A 19,070-nucleotide genomic window follows, 5' to 3' on the forward strand; every position below is an offset into this window, starting at 1 on the left:
CCTCACGGTGTTGCCCTAGATTAGGCTTCCCAAGCTAGGTCAGTCTCCTTGGGGATGGATTTTCACCATCTGGGATTCAATTCTTTATCTTCAAACCAGTCGTTTCATCGAAATGACGTCTCTGTCCAACAAAGAAAAAGAAGAGTGTCAACTAAGTTAACACTCCATGCGACTGCCCGTCGCACAAAAAGCCCTGTTATCAAGGCTTTTCGAAATTTGGATATTTATGTAACTGTCAAAGACCCGGGCACCTTTTAGAAATACTTTAAGAAGAAGCAATACTAATATTCCCAAACATCCAAGTCAAGGTAAAAATAATATACACACTTGAAATACAAATCCAAATAATATTTGCTTTAACTTTCGAATATTCATCTTTAGAGACTCTAATAATCAAAATACATAAATTTAAACTGAAGACAAAAGCTAATAATGGATTCAATAAGAATGATGCTGCTATAATAAAATCAATCATATAATCACCCTAAAATAAGAAATCTTAGAAATTAAATTTAATTGCGGTATTAGTCATTTTTGTTTCAGCTGTTGCCATACCTAGCCCAATATCCCCTGTTTTAATGGACACATCTATACTAAAAGTTAATGTTGTATGTGTGTAATGACCAAAGGCATTCGCTGATATATCATTAGTATTACCCTTAGATACTTCTACTGCTATATAACCATGATGATTACTTGTACCCGCATTTGTTCCAATTCCTTTTAAGTTAAATATTGCAGCTATACCTTGGGCATTTTTAGACAAAGATTTATAGCCCAATGTGTGCTCACCTAAACCGTCTGTATATTTATAAGAGAATTTAATAGTATTAGGTTCGATTACAACACTATCATTGTAAGTTAATCCAACCATGTCAGATAAACTAACATTAGGATTCTTTAACCATGTAAAATTATTATGCAACAGAGTTCTACCATTCGTAAGTTTCGTACTAGTTGTAGTCATAGACATCCAACTAGTTTCTTCGGTGTTTATTGCAAAAGGTGTTATCATTCTTTCTTCCAGCTCCATCAATTTTAGAGCATCTTTTTCATTATATTCTTCAACACCTGTTACTTCACCTTCGAGATTTGAAATAACTTTATAAAATGTTTCTTCTTGAACAAACGGCTCCGCTGGAATAGCATATTTAAAATCTTGATATTCATCAATTGTCATTGATGCTATGTTTTCCTCTGTAAAACCTAATTGTTTCAAATGTTCTTTTTGCGATTCTTTTAAGCCCTCTATTGCTGCTGCATCAGCGAATAAATTATTAAATCCTAGTACAAAAAATAAAATCATAAATAATGATAACACATTCTTCTTTTTAAACATAAAATCCTCCCTAAAAATTAAAATTATTGTTTCAAAAATCCAATTAAATTTATTCAGTAGTTAACTACGTGTGTATGTTATTTAAACATTTATTATTTCCCTCCTTTCAACTGCAATCATATAAAATATTCCAATAATTACAATATTTTTGCGACAAACTCATCAAAAATCGGGATAAATCCCCACATTTCCGGGATAAATGCCGATTCAGATTCTCAGATTAATTGTTTTTCAAATTCATCCCGCAAATACAGGAATTTATCCCCGATTTCGGGGGGTTTATCCCAAATCTATTGAATAATATGTTGAATGTTGTAGAATTAATACAAATTGGAAAATAGGTGGAAGGTGATAATTGTTGATTACGAGAATTTCTCAGTTGTTTGCTAGAAAACTAGCTATTGCAAGCGGTTATGTTGAGGAAGAGGAATTTTTGCGGTATGGGTTGCTTCCTCGCTATTTAGTATTTAGTCTAAAATCTTATATAACTGTCAATACTAGGTATTAATCTATTAAAATACCTAGGAGCTGATAGTGATATGAAAGATTTTCATGAAGATTACAATGTGTTTGAAATCGCCTTGGAAATACCTGAGCCATGGTATGTTTTCCACCATGAGCTAACTAAAGATGAGAAAACACTACACATTTATATTGAATATAGAAAAGGTGCCGAATTTTCGTGCCCTAATTGTGGGACCTCAGGTTGTAAAGTTCATGACATTCAAGATCAGGACCGTACTTGGAGGCACCTAGATTTCTGGCAATATCAAACCATACTACATGCAAGAATGCCAAGGGTTAAATGTGAATCATGTGGAAAAATACGCACCGTTATCATTGATTGGGCACGCCCAGGTGCTGGATTTTCCATGCTTTTTGAACACCATCTACTGTCGTTGATGGGTGAAATGCCAGTTGTGGCAGTTGCACGTAAGATTGGTGAACACGATACCCGTCTTTGGCGAGTCTTTAAATAAAAAGCGACGGGAAAACAGCTGAAGCTTCTGGAACTTTTACATGGCTGACTAGTCCGTCTTTGAGAATGAAGGACGTTGTTGGTATCGTTATACAAAATGGTGTAGTAACTAATGGTACTGCAACTGGTTTTTACACCTATACAACATCTCAGGGTGCAACTACTACAAATTGGTCTTCTGGATTTAATTATTTCTTAGGTGGTGTAACTAAAGTACAAAATCTCGCAAAACCAGACTATCCGGTAAATTCCGATTATATGTTCATAAAATTCCAATTTACTAAATCTAATGAACCAGCAGAAGCCCTTTATGGAACATGTGGACACCAGGTACTTACAATAAACATTAGTAACCCTGTTTTTGAATTATCAAGAAATAATGGTAAATTAAAACCAATGAACTTCTATTTTGGCACGGAATATAATGAAACTACTGATTATCAAAGTAAAACGTGGTAAAAGAATGTATAATTATTAAACTTAGCTTTTAAGGCTCTTGCAAGAAACCAAAATATAAAAGTGGCAACCTTTATAATAATTGTTCAACTTTCGCTCCAATAAAACAAGTACTATTTGTTGAACTTAATGAGATTAAGATCCATCTATCTGTTATCCCGCTTGACAATTTAATTTTTGTAAAAACGGAAGGCGTCTCGTTCGTAGGTATCGTGTGATTCTCGAAAAATCACTATCATACAGAAGAGGCGCTCACTATATAACGACCGAAACATTCAATACAATCAACTACCAAAAAAAATTTGATTCTATGTTTTTTCTAGATTGAAGTAAAAAATATTTACGCAATAAGCAAAAGCTAAAAAATTTTCAATCATAAAGACTTGGTCCTCTTCAGGATGATTAAGAGGATAGATAAACGGTAAAACTTTTGGGGGAAGTTGGTGATTTATGATATTATTTTTGATTCAATTCAGTTTCCTAATAAATCCAATTTTCGCAATTGTTTTTTGTATAAATCTAATATTGTTAATAAAAAAAGTCGCTAAAGACCCAAATGCAGATATCGAAAAACATGCCGTGTGGTTAACAATATCCGCTATGTATATAGTGCTTTCCTTAACCGCCTTGCTAAACCTCATTTTGAATCGGCTTTAACTTTTTTCTACAAGTTTTATTCAATAAGCACATTTACAACAAAACAGACTACTCCCTATAACCAAATAGGGAGTAGTCTTTACTTTTTTATAAAACTTCATGCCCGGCTATGCAGGGATTACATCATCCCCATGCCGCCCATTCCGCCCATGTCAGGCATTCCAGGAGCTTCTTTTTCAGGGATGTCAGCCACTACTGCTTCCGTTGTTAAGAACATAGCAGCTACAGATGTTGCATTTTGTAATGCTGAACGAGTAACCTTAGTTGGGTCAACGATACCAGCTTCAACCATGTTTACCCATTGGTTAGTTGCCGCATTGAAACCAATGCCAACTGCTTCATTTTTAAGGCGCTCAACGATTACAGAGCCTTCTAAACCAGCGTTAGCTGCGATTTGACGAACTGGCTCTTCTAATGCACGTAATACGATGTTTTTACCAGTTTCTTCATCACCTGCTAATTCAAGAGCAGATACTTTATTGTATACGTTAACTAAAGCAGTACCACCACCAGCAACGATACCTTCTTCTACTGCTGCACGAGTAGCGTTTAGAGCGTCTTCGATGCGAAGTTTCTTCTCTTTTAATTCAGTTTCAGTAGCAGCACCAACTTTGATTACAGCTACGCCACCAGCAAGTTTAGCTAAGCGTTCTTGTAATTTTTCCTTATCAAACTCAGAAGTTGTTTCTTCCATTTGTTTGCGGATTTGGTTTACACGACCTGAAATAGTAGCAGATTCACCAGCACCTTCTACGATTGTTGTATTTTCTTTTGTTACAACAACTTTAGAAGCACGACCTAATTGCTCAATCGTTGCAGCTTTAAGATCTAAACCGATATCTTCAGTGATGACTTGACCACCTGTTAAGATAGCGATATCTTCTAGCATCGCTTTACGACGGTCACCAAAGCCAGGAGCTTTAACAGCTACAGCGTTGAATGTTCCGCGAAGTTTGTTAACAACTAATGTTGCAAGTGCTTCACCTTCAACATCCTCAGCGATCATTAATAATGGCTTACCTTGTTGAACTACTTGTTCTAATACTGGTAAGATTTCTTGAATGCTAGCAATTTTCTTATCAGTGATTAAGATATATGGGTTTTCAAGAACAGCTTCCATTTTTTCTGAATTTGTTACCATGTATGGTGAAGAGTAGCCGCGGTCAAATTGCATACCTTCTACTACTTCTAATTCAGTTGTAAAGCCTTTAGATTCTTCGATTGTGATAACGCCGTCGTTACCAACGCGCTCCATTGCTTCAGCAATTAATTGACCTACTTCATCATTGTCAGCTGAAATCGCTGCAACTTGAGCGATGGATTCTTTACCTTGGATTGGCTTAGAGATCGCTTTTAATTCTTCAACAGCAGCTTGAGTTGCTTTTTCAATCCCTTTTTTGATGCCCATTGGGTTCGCACCAGCAGTTACGTTCTTTAAGCCTTCGCGAATTAATGCTTGAGCAAGAACAGTTGCAGTCGTAGTACCGTCACCAGCAATGTCATTTGTTTTGCTAGCTACTTCAGCAACTAATTTTGCACCCATGTTTTCGAATGCATCTGGTAATTCGATTTCTTTTGCGATTGTTACACCATCATTTGTAATTAATGGAGAACCGAACTTTTTCTCTAATACAACGTTACGTCCTTTAGGTCCAAGTGTTACTTTAACTGCATTTGCTAATGCGTCTACACCACGTAGCATCGCACGACGAGCATCTTCACTAAATTGAATTTCTTTAGCCATTTAAGTAGTACCTCCTCAAAATTATTAATCAGCAGGATTCTGATTTTTTTTATTAATTCTATTAGACAAGGGTGATCTACTATGTAAAAAGACTAGTAGATCTATCTCACGAAAAATGAAAGTAAAGTGGGTCTTTGCACACTTCGTAACTCTATCATTCCGCGTTCAAGACCACTTAGCCAACAATTGCTAAAACATCATTCTCGCGAATAATTAAATATTCTTTACCTTCATATTTCACTTCTGTACCAGCGTATTTAGAAAAAATGATGCGGTCGCCTTCTTTAACTTCTAAAGCAACTTTCTCACCGTTATCTAATACACGGCCAGTTCCTACAGCTACAACACGACCTTCTTGCGGCTTTTCCTTCGCAGTGTCTGGTAAAACAATACCGCTTGCAGTCTTTTCTTCTGCTTCAACAAGCTCAATAACAACACGATCACCTAATGGTTTTAACAAGTGAAACACCCTCCTAAGATAAATTTTAAGTATTTTAATTATTAGCACTCATTAATGCTGAGTGCTAACACATTTATTATAATAAATAATTAACTAGATTTTTGCAAGTAAAAACTATATTTTTTTTGTAAAAATTAACCTCCCTGAACATTATTAACGAAATGTTGAAAAACCAATCATCTTTTTATTGGTTTTAAAATAATTATGTTAAAATACAAGAGTGGTTCATCTGATTAAACATAAAGGGGTATAACATTGAAAAGCAGATACTTGCTTACTATATTAATGTATATTTTTGTACAATTTTCGGGGATCTTGTTTGGTGTGGACTTGCTGCTTCGAAATGGGATCTCAAAGGATGATGCGGTGGCCATTTGGACGGTCATAAGCTTTAGTGGCGGTTTATTAGTAGTTATTTTGTTGTTATTGCCAGACATCAAAGCCCGTCATAATACTAACAATCGAGTATCAAGAACTCGTGCAGCAGGCTGGGCGATTTCCGGGATCTTTTTAGCGTTTTTAGCACAGGTTATTGCTGCACAAATTGAAATGATACTTGGAATCAAAATGGGCTCTGAAAACACAGAGATTTTAGTAGAAATCGCGATGCAAACACCGATTTTTATTATTGTTACTTCAGTAGTAGGGCCAATTTTCGAAGAAATTATTTTTCGGCAGATTATCTTTGGCAGTTTATATACAAGATTTAACTTTTGGATTGCCGCTATCATTAGTTCTTTAATTTTTGCAGCTGTCCATTTTGACTTTACACATATCATCATCTATACAGCAATGGGGCTTGTGTTTTCCTTTCTTTATGTTAAAACAAAAAGAATTCTGGTTCCGATTGTTGCCCACGTCTCCATGAATACCTTTGTTGTGTTGGTACGCATCCTATTTGCAGATGATATGGAGAAGCTGCAGAAGCAATATGAACAGGTGCAAAGCTTCGTTGGAGGGTTTTTACAATGAGAACTTCACCTTATACAATGGCACTCATTTATGGGGCGATGGGTGCTCTCTTTACATATTTAGCGATCCAAAGCGCTAAAGAGACAATTTGGAACTTTTCTACGATACTGTTAATGATGATTGCAACCTTCGACTTTTCAACAGCTATTCGATTTATTTTATATAAAAGAATGATTAAAAAAAGAAAATCATAAAACGGCTGCCTCAAAATAGAGATAGCCGTTTTTCCATGTGTACTTTTGAGCAAACTTTCCGGGGCAACCCATAAAATTATTAACTTAATGGGTAATGTTTTAAAAAATAAATTAATGACTGCAACTCAACTGCTAAATCAATATGATGAATTCTAATATCTTCCGGGACATTCAGTCTTGCTGGTGTAAAATTCAAAATTCCTTTTATTCCTGACGTAACGAGGCGGTCCGTTATTGGCTGGGATACCTGTACAGGAACGGTTAAAATGGCAACTTCCAATTCACCTGTGATTTTGCTTTCTAAATCATCTAAATGATAAACTGGAACACCTCCGATATCTGTGCCGACTTTCGCTGGGTCAACATCAAATGCCATCACAATTTTGGAATTATTGTTTTTCATAAAATTATAATGCAAAAAGGCGGTTCCTAAATTTCCTACCCCGATTAAGCACACCTTCACCACTTCATCTTGGCTTAACGTCTGCCTAAAGAAGGACAATAAATAATTGACATTGTACCCATAACCCTTTTTACCAAGGGCACCAAAATAAGAAAAATCACGGCGAATTGTGGCTGAGTCTACTTTTACCGCATCACTTAATTCTTTTGAGGAAACACGCTGTTTCCCTGAAGCATGTAAATTCGCTATAAACCGGTAATATAACGGCAAGCGTTTAGCAGTCGCTTGCGGTATTTTGTTTTTATCAAAAGACATACCATACCCCCGTTCTCCTTAATCAATATTTTCCTTTCTCCGAAAATCTCCGCTTTTTCCTCCAGTTTTCTCAACTAAATATGTTCGGCCAATAATCATTCCTTTATCTACGGCTTTACACATATCATAAACCGTTAACGCTGTAGCAGTTGCTGCTGTTAAAGCCTCCATCTCGACACCTGTGCTTCCCTTTGTTTTAACAGTTGTTTCGATATGTAAAATATACTCAGGGGCTTTCTCTTCCCATGAAAAAGAAATATCCACACCCTTTAGCATCAATGGATGACACATCGGAATCCATTCGGATGTTTTCTTGGCTGCCATCACTCCGGCTACTTGAGCAACAGCTAATACATCGCCCTTTTTCATTTTATTTTCTTTTATTTTTGTATAGATTTCTTCATTTACTTGTATGCTAGAATGGGCAATGGCAGTACGAGTAGTTTCATTTTTTTCAGTGATATCGACCATTTTCGCACGGCCTTCTTCATTAAAATGAGTAAAGGACATTCTTCATTCATCTCCCGACTTACACATATTTTAATACAAAAAAGTTTAGGATGATATTTATTTTTGTCAAAAAAGGAGATTTGTTGCTCGTTTGACATTGTATAAGCTAAACTATGATTTGAAGAGGTGAACCGATATGATACTACTTCAAGTCAACCAACTTACGAAATATTATGGTGCTGATCTTATTTTATCTAATATTAAATTAGAAGTACAATCAAAAGATAGAATTGCTCTAGTTGGAAGAAATGGAGCAGGGAAATCTACTTTATTGAAAATTATCTCAGAACAAATGTCGTATGATGGCGGCGAAATCATTAAGCCAAAAAATTTAATGATCGGTTATCTTGCTCAAGATACCGGCTTGGAATCTAGTCTTTCTATTTGGGATGAAATGTTGACTGTTTTTCACCATCTTCAAATAAAAGAAAAGAAGCTGCGTGAACTGGAAACAAAAATGGGTGATCCTTCCTATTTAGATGATACCGAAAAATACGAAAAATTATTAAAAGAATACGACGAACTGCAAGTAACCTTCAAGGATGAAGGCGGCTATCAGTATGAAGCTGACATCCGAACGGTTTTACATGGGCTTAATTTCGGTGATTTTGATTATTCGACAGCGATTGCAACCTTAAGCGGCGGTCAAAAAACCCGCTTGGCAATGGCTAAGCTGCTTTTAACAAAGCCGGATTTATTAATTCTTGATGAACCGACGAACCATTTGGATATTGAAACGCTGGGCTGGCTTGAACAATATTTGCAAGGTTATCCTGGTGCTCTACTAATCGTCTCCCATGACCGCTATTTTCTAGATAAAGTTGTGACTCAAGTCTATGAATTATCACGGACGAATTGTCGCCGCTATGTAGGAAACTATAGTAAATATTTAGAGCAAAGTGCAGCCGTTTACGAGCAGGAACTAAAGTCTTTCGAAAAGCAACAAGAGGAAATTGCAAAATTAAAGGATTTCGTCCAAAAAAATATTGCAAGAGCGTCAACAACAAAACGGGCACAAAGCCGTAGGAAGCAGCTTGAAAGAATGAAAGTAATGGACCGCCCACTTGGAGATGAAAAGTCAGCCTCATTTTCCTTTGATATTGAAAGACAAAGCGGCAACGATGTGTTAATGGTGGATTCTTTAACCGTTTCCTATCAAGGAAAGGAGCCGATTCTTACAAACGTATCCTTCGGGCTTAAGCGTGAAGAAAGTGTTGCCTTAGTTGGGCCGAATGGAATTGGAAAGTCCACATTGCTTAAGGCGATTACTAAGCAGCTTGAGATCCTTACTGGCACGATCAACTACGGGTCCAATGTTACGATTGGCTATTATGACCAGCAGCAGGCAAACTTGACTTCCAATAAAACAGTCTTACATGAACTATGGGATGAATATCCATTAAGACAGGAAAAAGAAATTCGAACGATATTAGGGAATTTTTTATTTAGTGGTGATGATGTTTTAAAAATAGTCTCTTCGCTAAGTGGCGGTGAAAAGGCAAGATTAGCACTCGCCAAACTGATGATGCAGAAGGCAAATCTATTAATTCTCGATGAGCCGACGAACCACTTGGATTTGGATAGCAAAGAAATACTAGAAAATGCTTTAATCGATTACCCTGGAACGATTCTGTTTGTATCTCATGACCGTTATTTTATAAATCGGTTGGCTACAAGAGTGATTGAGTTATCCACAGAAGGACTGGAGTCGTACTTGGGTGATTATGATTATTATGTGAATAAAAAAGCGGAAATGGAAGAATTGGCACAGCTTGAAAATGAAGGACAATCCTCATCAAAAGTGGTGCAAACAACTCCACCGGAATCGGACAAGGCAAAATATGAACAAGACAAAGAACAGAAAAGAAAAGATCGCCAGCGCCTACGTCGAATTGAAGAGATCGAACAACAAATTGAACAAATTGAAATGAAAGTCGCTGAAAATGATGAACTATTATGTGACCCTGAAGTTTATCAAGACTATGAGAAGGCAGCCAAGTTAACTAGTGAAAACGAAAAATATCATGACCATCTCGAACTCTTGATGGAAGAATGGGAAACTCTACAGGATTAACGTTCAGAGAAAATTCTTCTGGACGTTTTTTCTTGTGGAATTTTGTCAAATCCATTTCTTCCAGATGTGGGTATTTTTTTTATGTATTCACACTATCCACAGTGTTATTCACAGATAAACTCACTTTTTTCAGGCACTCCACAAAGTTATTAACATTATCCACAGAAAAATATCGAATTATCCACAATTTTTATGAACACCTACGGAACCCATTATGTCGGAATTTGTTGAAGTTATCCACCACATCTCTGAGCTGTGGATAAACTCTGTCCACATCCAAAATAAGTCTAGATTTTTTTAAAAATAGTATGTGCATTATTGTAATCGTCTTTGAAATTTTAACTTGACAAAAGCTGAGATTCAGTACTGGGATGATGTTTTCTATAAAACGGTGCAAACGGATCAATGGAAGCACTTCTTAAAGGACCGTTAATGATGCTTTCCGCTTCCCCATCAAAATGTGGAGTTGCCTGCGTACGTTGACTTTCACTATTACGTGACATATTGATCATCTCCTTAGTCTTAAGATAACTATTTTGAAGATGATCTATTCAAGATGCTATATTTAGCAGTGCACATGGAAATAGTAGGAATATCCTCGCTGATAAAGGAGATTCTTAGCCATGTCTACATACATAGAAATGAAAAATATATTTATTACAAAGGTTCAAAAGGACGAACAACGGACAATACTTGAGGTTTGCTTCGAAAATATGCATGAGCCGAAGTATTGTCGTTTATTTAAAGCTACTTTAGAAAAGGAAAGCGATTGGACCATTCGATCCATCGCTGTGTATGATTCTCGAAAAGACAGATTTCTCACAGTTGGGTCCCTTTATGCTCCTATTTTGTATGAGGAAATTAAAAATAAAATACTTCAAGCATTTGAGCAAGACGCTGAGTTTGAACAACAATTGGCTCAATAGGGGCTGTCTATAATGAAACATGCCCATTTTAGGTTTTTTCTCGTGTTTCGGGCACGTTCAATGGGCCATTGAACAACTTTTAAAATGTTTCCGGAATCAATGTAAAGCCCTCAATCACCGTATCTTCATCCACTTCAATTAGTAAACAACGCTTACCGCTATAGTTGACTTGTTTAACATACTTCAAATCTTGAGGGCTGATTGAAATATTTGCGACCTTAGTCTGGATTTTAATCGATTTCGTATTATAATTTGGGACGATACTGCTTGCTTTAAATTCGTGCTTTTCATCATCAATGACTTTTTGAAAAGCTGTTTCTACTTTTTCCGTATTAACATCCTCTACTCCACTCACCTTTAAAACGCGTTCAACGTCTTTGTAGTCCAATTTTGGCGTTTCTTCCTCTTCATTTTCATCAATGATGCGGTTAATTTCTTCATAAACATTTGCAAGGGTTGACGCGTCAACTTGGTCCCCGACGACTTGTTTGACGATTTCTTCGAAAATCGCTTTATCCTCTTGCGCGGTTATAATCTCTTCACCATTCAATACATTCTCGATAAAATCCTCATCAGGTTGATTTGCTTTTTCAGCACAGTACAAAATGTGATTGACATCTGCTGAATTATCAGTGAAGCATGGAAACAAAAAGCCTGCGACTGGTGAAGCAAGGTTAATGATTGGATCTACGATTACACTATATTTAAATACTCTCTCCACATAATCAAACATAAGCGTCTTTTTCGGCTGCATCGTTTTATTGATGCTGCAGAGAATGAATTGATGAGAGTAAACTTCGTCCTGTTCACTCACTTCTGCTTCTTCATTTTTCTTTTTCGTAGGTTTAAAATATTCGCAGCGAATGAAGGTTGCAACCATATCTTCCGTATGCTGTGCACTTTTAAACATTTTCTCGACGATTACTAGCATTTGTGCCTTCCAGTCCTCTACATCACCCGCTTGCAAACCATCATAAAGAAGAAGCTGTGTATGGTCCTCGGCTTCACGTTGAAACTTTAATTCAAACAATTTCACATCCAATTGTCCTGTAAGAACCTTTTTGAAGTTGCTCAGGAATAACTCCTGCTGTTCTTGCTCCAGCATTTGAAACGGCTTACTTTCTTGATGATAAATCTCACTGCTTTCCTTCATAACATATACATTAAAGATATCTTTGATTTTCATTCGATTATTATTAAGCTTAAATTGTTTTCGAATATCTGCTACATCTTTTTTATTCATAGTTACAGATCCAACTCCTAAGTTTAAGTTTAACTTTTCAATTATAAGCAATCTCAAGCTGATTTTGTAGGAGGAATAAGAAAAAACCTCTATCGAAGAAGTTAAAAAGGAAGGGTATGGATACCCTTCCTTTTTATAGTTTCCCTACTTATTTACTCAATTGATCCACAGCTATAATCGCATTTGCAACGTCCTCGGCTGTAATTTCCGGCGAAAGGTTACCCATTGTTTCGCCTTCTTGTGTTGCAGCTTTTCCCACCTTTAGTAACTCTTCATACGATACATTATCTAAATGTAATTCTCTTAATGTTGTTGGTAGCCCTAATTCTTTATAGAAGTTAATATACTTATATAGCTCTTCTGCTGGATGTAACTCTAATACTAGCTGAACAAGAGTACCATAAGCAACCTTTTCACCATGTGTTAAATGATGAATATCCCCATTCAGCACTGTAAAACCGTTATGAATGGCATGGGCTCCTGCTAAGCCACCACTTTCAAAACCGATGCCTGATAGCAATGTATTCGCCTCAACAACTGCTTCAACAGCACTTGTCACGACGCCTTTTTGTACAGCTTTGTAGGCAGGTATCCCATACTTAAACAATGTTTCTTCACAAGCCTGTGCAATTGACCTTGCTGCAATACTTACTTTGCCACCAGCCATTGCTGAACTGTTACTGTTTAATGTTGCTCTTGCTTCAACCCAAGTGGCCATGGCGTCTGCAATACCTGATGCAAATAATCTCGCAGGCGCTTTTGCCACAACCGCAGTATCGACAAGCACAAGATCAGGGTTTTTGTTATAGAATTTATAGGCTTCAAAAACTCCCTCATCAGTATATATTACTGATAACGCACTTGTTGGTGCATCAGTAGAAGCTAAACTAGGAACGATGACTACTTTTACATTCAGTCCATCGGCAACAGCTTTAGCTGTATCTAGAACTTTACCCCCACCAACACCAATGACCAAATCTACCAAATTTGCTTTCCCCATTTCCACGTAACGATTGATTTCATTCATAGAAGACTCACCGTTAAACTGATCATAATGGAAATCAAGGCCCACTGATTTTAAACTTTCGCGGATAGTCTCCCCAGTGACTTTCCATGAAGTACCGCCAGAAATTATAAGTGGTTTTTGACCTAGTACTTTTACATATTGACCAATATCATTTAGTGTACCTTTTCCTTGAATATACCTGCTCGGTGCAGCAAAACAAATAACTGACATTTTCATCTCTCCATTCCCTTTAATTATTTATGATTGATTTAATAATCAACAATTCTGAAATGTTGCTTTAACATAACATCCTAGAGCAGACATTGTATCAGTCTGTCAGATGGAGATGGAATGATCTCTGCATTTACAAGTAAACCTTTTTCTTCTGCTATTTCTTTTCCTGCTTCAATACTCGCTTCGACGGCTGCTACACTACCGGTAAATGTGAAGAATGCTTTCCCGCCAATTCCATTTCCCAAACGCAATTCAATTGCTTGTACATTGGCAGCCTTTAGAATGGCATCTGCGGCTAAGATCATCGTCGCGATAGAGAAAGACTCCATTATTCCAACAGCTTGAATTCTCTCTGGCATTGTGACCCCAGAAATTGCCGGAAATAACTCAGGACTAACATTAGGGATAATCATAGAATCAACGTAATATTCTTCTGCGACACGTTCTCCTATTTCTATTGATTCCTTTACTGCAGCAACATCTCCGTGGACAATGGCAATATATTTGCCAGGGCAGCTGGAACCAGCCGTTACAATTTCCACTTCGGAAGCCTTGATCATCTGGTCTGCAGTATAGATACCACGCGCAATACTTACAAGTTCAACTATTCCAATTGCTTTTGCCATATGCGATTAGTCTCTCCTTACTGCAATATAATCATCTGTAATCTCTACAACCGTTCCAGCTATACTGGTGTGAACTGCAGCCCCCATACTGTTTTCGGGAATTTTCCCAATCAGCTGTCCGGCATTCACATAATCACCAATTGCAACAACTGGTATAGCCGGAACGCCAACATGCTGGCATTTTGCAATATAAACAATTTCAGGTTCTATTGTTACTTTCGTCAAAGGAGCCGGTTTATCAAAATTCGTTAATCCCAACCTCGCTATTAGGCGCTTACTTGGAACCAAACGATGTTCACGACTTTTGCGCGCGGTAAATTCTGTTGCAACAGGACTATATCGAATATTTTGTTCTGCTAATTTTTGTTTAAGATACAGATTGGCAGTCCGTGGATAAATATCAATTGGACATGCGAATAACTCACACAAATTACACTGACTGCAAAGCGAGGCCATCTTCTGGTCTTCAACAATGTCTATTCCGTAATTTACCAATCTAATCATCTTATGTGGCTGCATGTCATGACCAAGTAAATAACGAGGGCACATATCAGTACACATGCGGCATTGCTCACAGGTCTTATTAACTCGCAATGACTGTTTCATGCTGAGCGTTTTCCTTTTAATAAGATTATGCTGTTTTTTTAAGATGATAAATCCCTTTGTTTTTTTGGTTACATATCCATCTAAGCTGTTCATGACGTTTCCCATCATCGGACCGCCATCGATAATGGCATAATCATCAAAGCTTTCGATACCGCTTAGCTTTAATACATCTATGATAGGTGTACCCACTGGCACCTTTCCGGTTAAGCGGTTAGGTATATCTCCTGCAACAGTTATATATGTTTCGGTAACAGGCTCATTTTGGGAAGCACGGTAAATATTTAACGCTGTTTCTGTATTAATAACGACACATCCAACCTGAAGTGGAATTCCCGCTTCTGGAACAATTCTCCCCGTCAACTCATATACCAAAACCTGCTCGTCACCTACCGGATAAATATCCTTAAGCTCTCTGACTTCAATTAAGCCACTTACTTGCAGTACATCAATTCGTTTTTTTAGAATAGAAATGACTTCTTGATGCTTTCCTTTAATGCCAATCAGCGCCTTCCTTGCCCCTACAAGCCTTCTGGCAGCTTCAAAACCTTTAATGACCTCATCGGGATATAGTTCCATCAATTGCTGATCGACTCTTAACAGCGGTTCACATTCAGCGCCGTTAAGAAGTATATATTCTGCTTTTGCCGCCAGTTTCACATGAGTAGGGAATCCGGCACCACCTGCTCCAATAATGCCGGATTCTTTGACTGTATCTAAAAGACTCAAGTTTCGATCACCCTAATCTATAAAACTTTTATTTCAATTCATTTCCCTTATAAGCCCAGTTTAAGAGGTTTACGAAATCTGCCTCACTTACTGTTATAGGGTTGCCCGTTGTACATATATCTTGCAGTGCACTTTCTACTAGTTCGGGGATTTTTCCCACATATAAGCGTTCTTCAATGTTTAAAGCCTGAAAAGTCAGCGGAATACCCAATTTACTATTTAAGACCCTAATAGCCGTTGAAAGACTAACCACCCCCTCTTCACGAGTTGAACAAGGCAGACCAAGAAATCTAGAAATCTCTGTATAACGCTCAGCAGCTCTAGAAGTTTGATAGCCTCCATCACATAATCCTCCATTAAATTGAATTACATAAGGAAGTAAAATCGCATTGCTTCTGCCGTGTGATAGATGAAATTGGGCTCCCACAGCATGAGCCAAGCTATGGTTTACACCTAAAGATGCATTTGTAAACCCAACTCCTGCCATACAAGAAGCAAGATGTAATTTCCTCCTCGCTTCAAGATCATCGCCATATCGATAAGCTCTTAATAAATACGTGAATACATTCTTTATTGCCTTCTCGCAAAATATATCAGTAAACTCTGTCGCTGCTGAAGATACATATGCTTCTATTGCATGGGTAAGTGTATCCATGCCGGTATCTGCCGTAACGGTAGGGGGTACTGTTTTTGTCAACTGTTCATCCAGAATCACAACATCCGGGAGCAATCTCTCATCTCTAAGTGGAATTTTTACATTATTTTCAATATCAGTAATGACAGAATAAGAGGTTACTTCAGAGCCGGTCCCACTTGTTGTTGGAATCGCTATAAACAATGGTTGTTTTATACTATGATTACTTGAAATCTTTTCCCTTACTTTATAAGAAAAAAGCAGAATAGCTTTTGCCGCATCAATTGGCGAGCCACCACCAAGAGCAATAATCAACTCAGGCTCATATTCCAGAAAAATGTTTAAACCCGCTTTCACTGTTTCTATAGAAGGATCCGGCTCAACATCAGCAAACACCTTACAAGACGTTCCTTGTAATAGATTCATGATCATGTCTACCATTCCGAGCTGTACCATCATTTTATCTGTAATAATGTAGGCTCTTTTGACATGTAATTCTTTCAGAAAGTCTAAGGCATGACTGCCATAGTAAACTTTTGGTCCGACAAAAAATGAATCCATTTATTGTTTACCTCCTACCGAGTTATCTGATCGATAAACCGTCTACAAGCACACATTTTCTTCTTCTTGCAAAGTCCTTTGCTGAGGTTAAGCCCTCCCCGGTAGGTCCGGCAATTGTAAATGTTGCATAACCTTCTCCGCCAATTCCTATTCCCGCATAAGATGGTCCATTTTTTACAAATATCGTTGTTTGAATTTCTTTGGAGAACTTTGTCAAATTATCAATATTTGTAGAGTGCATAATTGCTGTATGACGGAATCCCTGCTCGGCTTCCACTGCTAATTCAATCGCAGCATCGACGTTTTCTACCCGTACTACCGGCAGAATCGGCATCATTAGTTCCGCCTTTACTAAAGGATGATTTCTTTCCACATTTAAAATTGCAACACGGGCATCACTAGGTACCTCAATGCCAATTCGCTGTAGGATATGCGCAACACTTTTACCTACAAGTTCCTTATTTGCGTGTCCGTTGTCAACAACCAGTTCAGTCAATTTCTGAATTTGCTCTTTATCCGTAATAAGAAATGCCCCGTGTTTTTTCATATAAGAAACTAAATAATCAGCAACAGAATCAACAACAATGACTTCCTTTTCAGCGGTACAAGGGAGATTATTATCGAAACTGCAACCATCAATGATATCCCTTGCTGCTTTTTCGAGGTTAGCCGTTTCATCAACAACCGCTGGTGGATTACCGGCACCAGCTCCAATTGCCTTTTTCCCACTTGAAAGCACTGCTTTTACAACTCCTGGACCACCGGTAGCAACAAGCAATTTTATTTTTTTATGCTTCATCATGATATTTGCTTGATCGATCGTTGGATTCGCAACAGATGTAATTAAGTTCGGCGGACCACCGGCTTTGATAATCGCTTTATTAATTACTTCAATTGCTTTGAGCGATGTATTTTTTGCTGTTGGATGGGGGCTAAAAACAACCGCATTTCCTGCCGCAATCATCCCGATTGAATTACAAATAACGGTTTCCGTAGGATTGGTCGTCGGCGTAATCGAACCAATAACGCCGTACGGAGAAAGCTCGACTAAAGTTAAGCCGTGGTCCCCAGAAAATGCCTCCGTTGTTAAGTCTTCGATTCCAGGTGTTTTCTCTGCGGCGATTAAGTTTTTAATGACTTTATCCCCATAATTGCCCATACCAGTTTCATCCACTGCCATCTGCGCAAAGGTTTCTGCATTATCCTTTGCAGCTTTTCGAATGGCGGTAATAAGGTTTCCTCTTTGCTCGAGCGACAATTTCAAAAGCTCCTTTTGCGCGATAGTCGCCGCTTCTATTGCCTCGTTCATATCCTCGAATATTCCATATCCAGTAATACATGCATCTTTTTTTATCATCATTTCTTCTAAAATTTTTTTAACGATTTCTTCAATTGCTTTCGCTTCAACAGCCAATGTAAGTTCCCTCTTTCTCAAATAATTTTAACGCTTCTGTAGCAATGAGCATATCTTCTGTAACAGTTCCTCCGCTAACGCCGATACCACCGATAATATGCTGATTGATTTTAAGCGGATATCCTCCCCCGAAAGTAACTATTTTGTTTTGGTTTGACAGTTGAATTCCGTAAAGTTCTGCTCCAGGCTGAATGGCGGGAACAAGTTCATGTGTCGCCATTTTTAGTGCCACTGCTGTATAGGCCTTGTTTGGTGAAAGCTCCAAACTTGCTAATAAAGACTCTTCCATACGATGTAATAAAATAATATTACCTGCTGCATCTACTACAGAAAAAACAATGGGTACGCCCATTTCCGCCGCCTTTCTTTCTGCAGCCTGAGCCATTTTAAAGGCTAATTCCAGTGTCATACTTGTGGCCTTTCCTTTTTGAGCCACTAATTTCTCTATTACCTTATTTTTGATGTCTTCAAGAAGACTATAATGAACCTCGGCTCGAGCTAGCATAAACAAGCTATCTGATAAGCGGTTTACATATTGCATAACCTCATCGCGGATTGAGGAGTCCTTAGCAAGCTCAACAATCAATCTCTCCGCTCTACGAATAATCGCTCTTGACAAGTGAAGGTTAGCCGAAGCAATAGTATCACCCGGAATAATAAATTCATGAAGTGGACCAAGTTTTTGTTCGAACTTATCAATGACTTCTTCAAGTCCGGCAATGTCGCTTTTACTTACTTTATCCTGCAAGAGGTTCTTGCCTCTTTCATCACTGGCTAACTCCGCCCCTACAACAAAAAGCTGCTTTTGAATTTTCCTAATAATACCCTTAATTTCACTATTGTCTATTTGTGAGTACGCAATGCCTAGGGCAGCATTTGCTTCATCTAAAGTTCCATAGCAAGATACCTTTAGGCTATCCTTGGAAATTCGGCTTCCACCAAGAAGCCCTGTTTCACCTTTATCACCTTTTTTTGTGTAAATCGCCATTCA

19 protein-coding genes are annotated in these 19,070 nt (G+C 37.8%); 6 read left to right on the forward strand and 13 right to left on the reverse strand.

The window, feature by feature from the left end:
- Window positions 1-499: 499 nt before the first annotated feature.
- Window positions 500-1,339: a hypothetical protein gene (locus tag P9E47_RS19480; RefSeq protein ID WP_003332082.1), complete on the reverse strand. Its 840-nt coding sequence runs from the start codon at window positions 1,337-1,339 to the stop codon at window positions 500-502.
- 539 nt (window positions 1,340-1,878) lie between these two features.
- On the opposite strand from P9E47_RS19480, the gene P9E47_RS19485 reads away from it, so the two are divergent.
- A complete protein-coding gene (locus P9E47_RS19485) occupies window positions 1,879-2,319 on the forward strand; it encodes a transposase family protein (RefSeq protein WP_326164425.1) in 441 nt (146 codons plus the stop codon).
- Window positions 2,320-2,378: 59 nt separating this feature from the next.
- Window positions 2,379-2,777: a hypothetical protein gene (locus tag P9E47_RS19490; RefSeq protein WP_326164426.1), complete on the forward strand. Its 399-nt coding sequence runs from the start codon at window positions 2,379-2,381 to the stop codon at window positions 2,775-2,777.
- Window positions 2,778-3,549: 772 nt separating this feature from the next.
- Here P9E47_RS19490 and groL read toward each other — a convergent pair.
- On the reverse strand, window positions 3,550-5,175 hold the full coding sequence (gene groL / locus P9E47_RS19495) for a chaperonin GroEL (RefSeq protein WP_326164427.1): 1,626 nt from the start codon (window positions 5,173-5,175) through the stop codon (window positions 3,550-3,552).
- 175 nt (window positions 5,176-5,350) lie between these two features.
- Window positions 5,351-5,635: a co-chaperone GroES gene (gene groES / locus P9E47_RS19500; RefSeq protein WP_003332088.1), complete on the reverse strand. Its 285-nt coding sequence runs from the start codon at window positions 5,633-5,635 to the stop codon at window positions 5,351-5,353.
- 255 nt (window positions 5,636-5,890) lie between these two features.
- Here groES and P9E47_RS19505 point away from each other — a divergent pair, with 255 nt between their 5' ends.
- Both P9E47_RS19505 and P9E47_RS19510 read left to right on the forward strand, forming a co-directional pair.
- Window positions 5,891-6,607, forward strand: coding sequence for a CPBP family intramembrane glutamic endopeptidase (locus P9E47_RS19505; protein WP_326164428.1), 717 nt, complete (start codon window positions 5,891-5,893; stop codon window positions 6,605-6,607).
- Window positions 6,604-6,801 (forward strand): YdiK family protein, encoded by a 198-nt coding sequence (locus P9E47_RS19510; protein ID WP_003332090.1) that lies wholly within the window; start codon window positions 6,604-6,606, stop codon window positions 6,799-6,801. The genes P9E47_RS19505 and P9E47_RS19510 overlap by 4 nt, the downstream gene beginning before the upstream one ends.
- 79 nt (window positions 6,802-6,880) lie before the next feature.
- On the opposite strand, the gene P9E47_RS19515 is transcribed toward P9E47_RS19510, so the two are convergent.
- Window positions 6,881-7,519 (reverse strand): redox-sensing transcriptional repressor Rex, encoded by a 639-nt coding sequence (locus tag P9E47_RS19515; protein WP_003332091.1) that lies wholly within the window; start codon window positions 7,517-7,519, stop codon window positions 6,881-6,883.
- A gap of 18 nt (window positions 7,520-7,537) precedes the next feature.
- The gene (gene moaC, locus P9E47_RS19520) at window positions 7,538-8,029 is read right to left on the reverse strand and encodes a cyclic pyranopterin monophosphate synthase MoaC (protein WP_003332092.1); all 492 of its coding nucleotides are present in this window, start codon (window positions 8,027-8,029) and stop codon (window positions 7,538-7,540) included.
- A 136-nt stretch (window positions 8,030-8,165) separates the two neighbouring features.
- Between moaC and P9E47_RS19525 the strand changes: the two genes are divergently transcribed.
- On the forward strand, window positions 8,166-10,103 hold the full coding sequence (locus tag P9E47_RS19525) for an ABC-F family ATP-binding cassette domain-containing protein (protein ID WP_326164429.1): 1,938 nt from the start codon (window positions 8,166-8,168) through the stop codon (window positions 10,101-10,103).
- Between the two features lie 338 nt (window positions 10,104-10,441).
- Here the strand turns inward: P9E47_RS19525 and P9E47_RS19530 are convergent, their stop codons facing one another.
- On the reverse strand, window positions 10,442-10,606 hold the full coding sequence (locus P9E47_RS19530) for a hypothetical protein (RefSeq protein WP_326164430.1): 165 nt from the start codon (window positions 10,604-10,606) through the stop codon (window positions 10,442-10,444).
- 120 nt (window positions 10,607-10,726) lie between these two features.
- On the opposite strand from P9E47_RS19530, the gene P9E47_RS19535 reads away from it, so the two are divergent.
- Window positions 10,727-11,029 carry a hypothetical protein gene (locus P9E47_RS19535; protein WP_326164432.1) on the forward strand — a complete coding sequence of 101 codons (303 nt, stop codon included), beginning with the start codon at window positions 10,727-10,729 and terminating at the stop codon, window positions 11,027-11,029.
- A gap of 79 nt (window positions 11,030-11,108) precedes the next feature.
- Here the strand turns inward: P9E47_RS19535 and P9E47_RS19540 are convergent, their stop codons facing one another.
- The 7 genes from P9E47_RS19540 to P9E47_RS19570 form a co-directional block, all read right to left on the reverse strand.
- The gene (locus tag P9E47_RS19540) at window positions 11,109-12,272 is read right to left on the reverse strand and encodes a DUF4317 domain-containing protein (protein WP_003332095.1); all 1,164 of its coding nucleotides are present in this window, start codon (window positions 12,270-12,272) and stop codon (window positions 11,109-11,111) included.
- Between the two features lie 148 nt (window positions 12,273-12,420).
- Entirely contained in the window at window positions 12,421-13,509 is a 1,089-nt protein-coding gene (locus tag P9E47_RS19545) for a glycerol dehydrogenase (RefSeq protein WP_003332096.1), read from the reverse strand.
- A gap of 80 nt (window positions 13,510-13,589) precedes the next feature.
- Window positions 13,590-14,138 (reverse strand): BMC domain-containing protein, encoded by a 549-nt coding sequence (locus tag P9E47_RS19550; protein WP_326164434.1) that lies wholly within the window; start codon window positions 14,136-14,138, stop codon window positions 13,590-13,592.
- 6 nt (window positions 14,139-14,144) lie between these two features.
- Window positions 14,145-15,470 (reverse strand): 4Fe-4S dicluster domain-containing protein, encoded by a 1,326-nt coding sequence (locus tag P9E47_RS19555; RefSeq protein ID WP_326164436.1) that lies wholly within the window; start codon window positions 15,468-15,470, stop codon window positions 14,145-14,147.
- 28 nt (window positions 15,471-15,498) lie between these two features.
- On the reverse strand, window positions 15,499-16,665 hold the full coding sequence (locus P9E47_RS19560; RefSeq protein WP_326164437.1) for a 1-propanol dehydrogenase PduQ: 1,167 nt from the start codon (window positions 16,663-16,665) through the stop codon (window positions 15,499-15,501).
- Window positions 16,666-16,687: 22 nt separating this feature from the next.
- Window positions 16,688-18,079, reverse strand: coding sequence for an aldehyde dehydrogenase family protein (locus P9E47_RS19565; RefSeq protein WP_003332098.1), 1,392 nt, complete (start codon window positions 18,077-18,079; stop codon window positions 16,688-16,690).
- Window positions 18,069-19,067, reverse strand: a complete 999-nt coding sequence (locus P9E47_RS19570; RefSeq protein ID WP_326164438.1) for a cob(I)yrinic acid a,c-diamide adenosyltransferase — start codon at window positions 19,065-19,067, stop codon at window positions 18,069-18,071. The genes P9E47_RS19565 and P9E47_RS19570 overlap by 11 nt, the downstream gene beginning before the upstream one ends.
- Window positions 19,068-19,070: the final 3 nt, after the last annotated feature.

The sequence above is a fragment of the Schinkia azotoformans genome (assembly GCF_035811335.1).
GTDB classification, from domain to species: Bacteria; Bacillota; Bacilli; order Bacillales; family Bacillaceae_J; genus Schinkia; species Schinkia azotoformans.

Bases quoted from the DNA above. Each gene is read 5' to 3' on its own strand.
- P9E47_RS19540 (WP_003332095.1), bottom strand. From the start codon at position 12,272: ATGAATAAAAAAGATGTAGCAGATATTCGAAAACAATTTAAGCTTAAT.
- P9E47_RS19545 (WP_003332096.1), bottom strand. From the start codon at position 13,509: ATGTCAGTTATTTGTTTTGCTGCACCGAGCAGGTATATTCAAGGAAAA.
- groL (WP_326164427.1), bottom strand. From the start codon at position 5,175: ATGGCTAAAGAAATTCAATTTAGTGAAGATGCTCGTCGTGCGATGCTA.
- P9E47_RS19570 (WP_326164438.1), bottom strand. From the start codon at position 19,067: ATGGCGATTTACACAAAAAAAGGTGATAAAGGTGAAACAGGGCTTCTT.
- P9E47_RS19560 (WP_326164437.1), bottom strand. From the start codon at position 16,665: ATGGATTCATTTTTTGTCGGACCAAAAGTTTACTATGGCAGTCATGCC.
- P9E47_RS19535 (WP_326164432.1), top strand. From the start codon at position 10,727: ATGTCTACATACATAGAAATGAAAAATATATTTATTACAAAGGTTCAA.
- P9E47_RS19525 (WP_326164429.1), top strand. From the start codon at position 8,166: ATGATACTACTTCAAGTCAACCAACTTACGAAATATTATGGTGCTGAT.
- P9E47_RS19480 (WP_003332082.1), bottom strand. From the start codon at position 1,339: ATGTTTAAAAAGAAGAATGTGTTATCATTATTTATGATTTTATTTTTT.
- P9E47_RS19530 (WP_326164430.1), bottom strand. From the start codon at position 10,606: ATGTCACGTAATAGTGAAAGTCAACGTACGCAGGCAACTCCACATTTT.
- P9E47_RS19485 (WP_326164425.1), top strand. From the start codon at position 1,879: ATGAAAGATTTTCATGAAGATTACAATGTGTTTGAAATCGCCTTGGAA.
- P9E47_RS19515 (WP_003332091.1), bottom strand. From the start codon at position 7,519: ATGTCTTTTGATAAAAACAAAATACCGCAAGCGACTGCTAAACGCTTG.
- P9E47_RS19510 (WP_003332090.1), top strand. From the start codon at position 6,604: ATGAGAACTTCACCTTATACAATGGCACTCATTTATGGGGCGATGGGT.
- P9E47_RS19550 (WP_326164434.1), bottom strand. From the start codon at position 14,138: ATGGCAAAAGCAATTGGAATAGTTGAACTTGTAAGTATTGCGCGTGGT.
- moaC (WP_003332092.1), bottom strand. From the start codon at position 8,029: ATGTCCTTTACTCATTTTAATGAAGAAGGCCGTGCGAAAATGGTCGAT.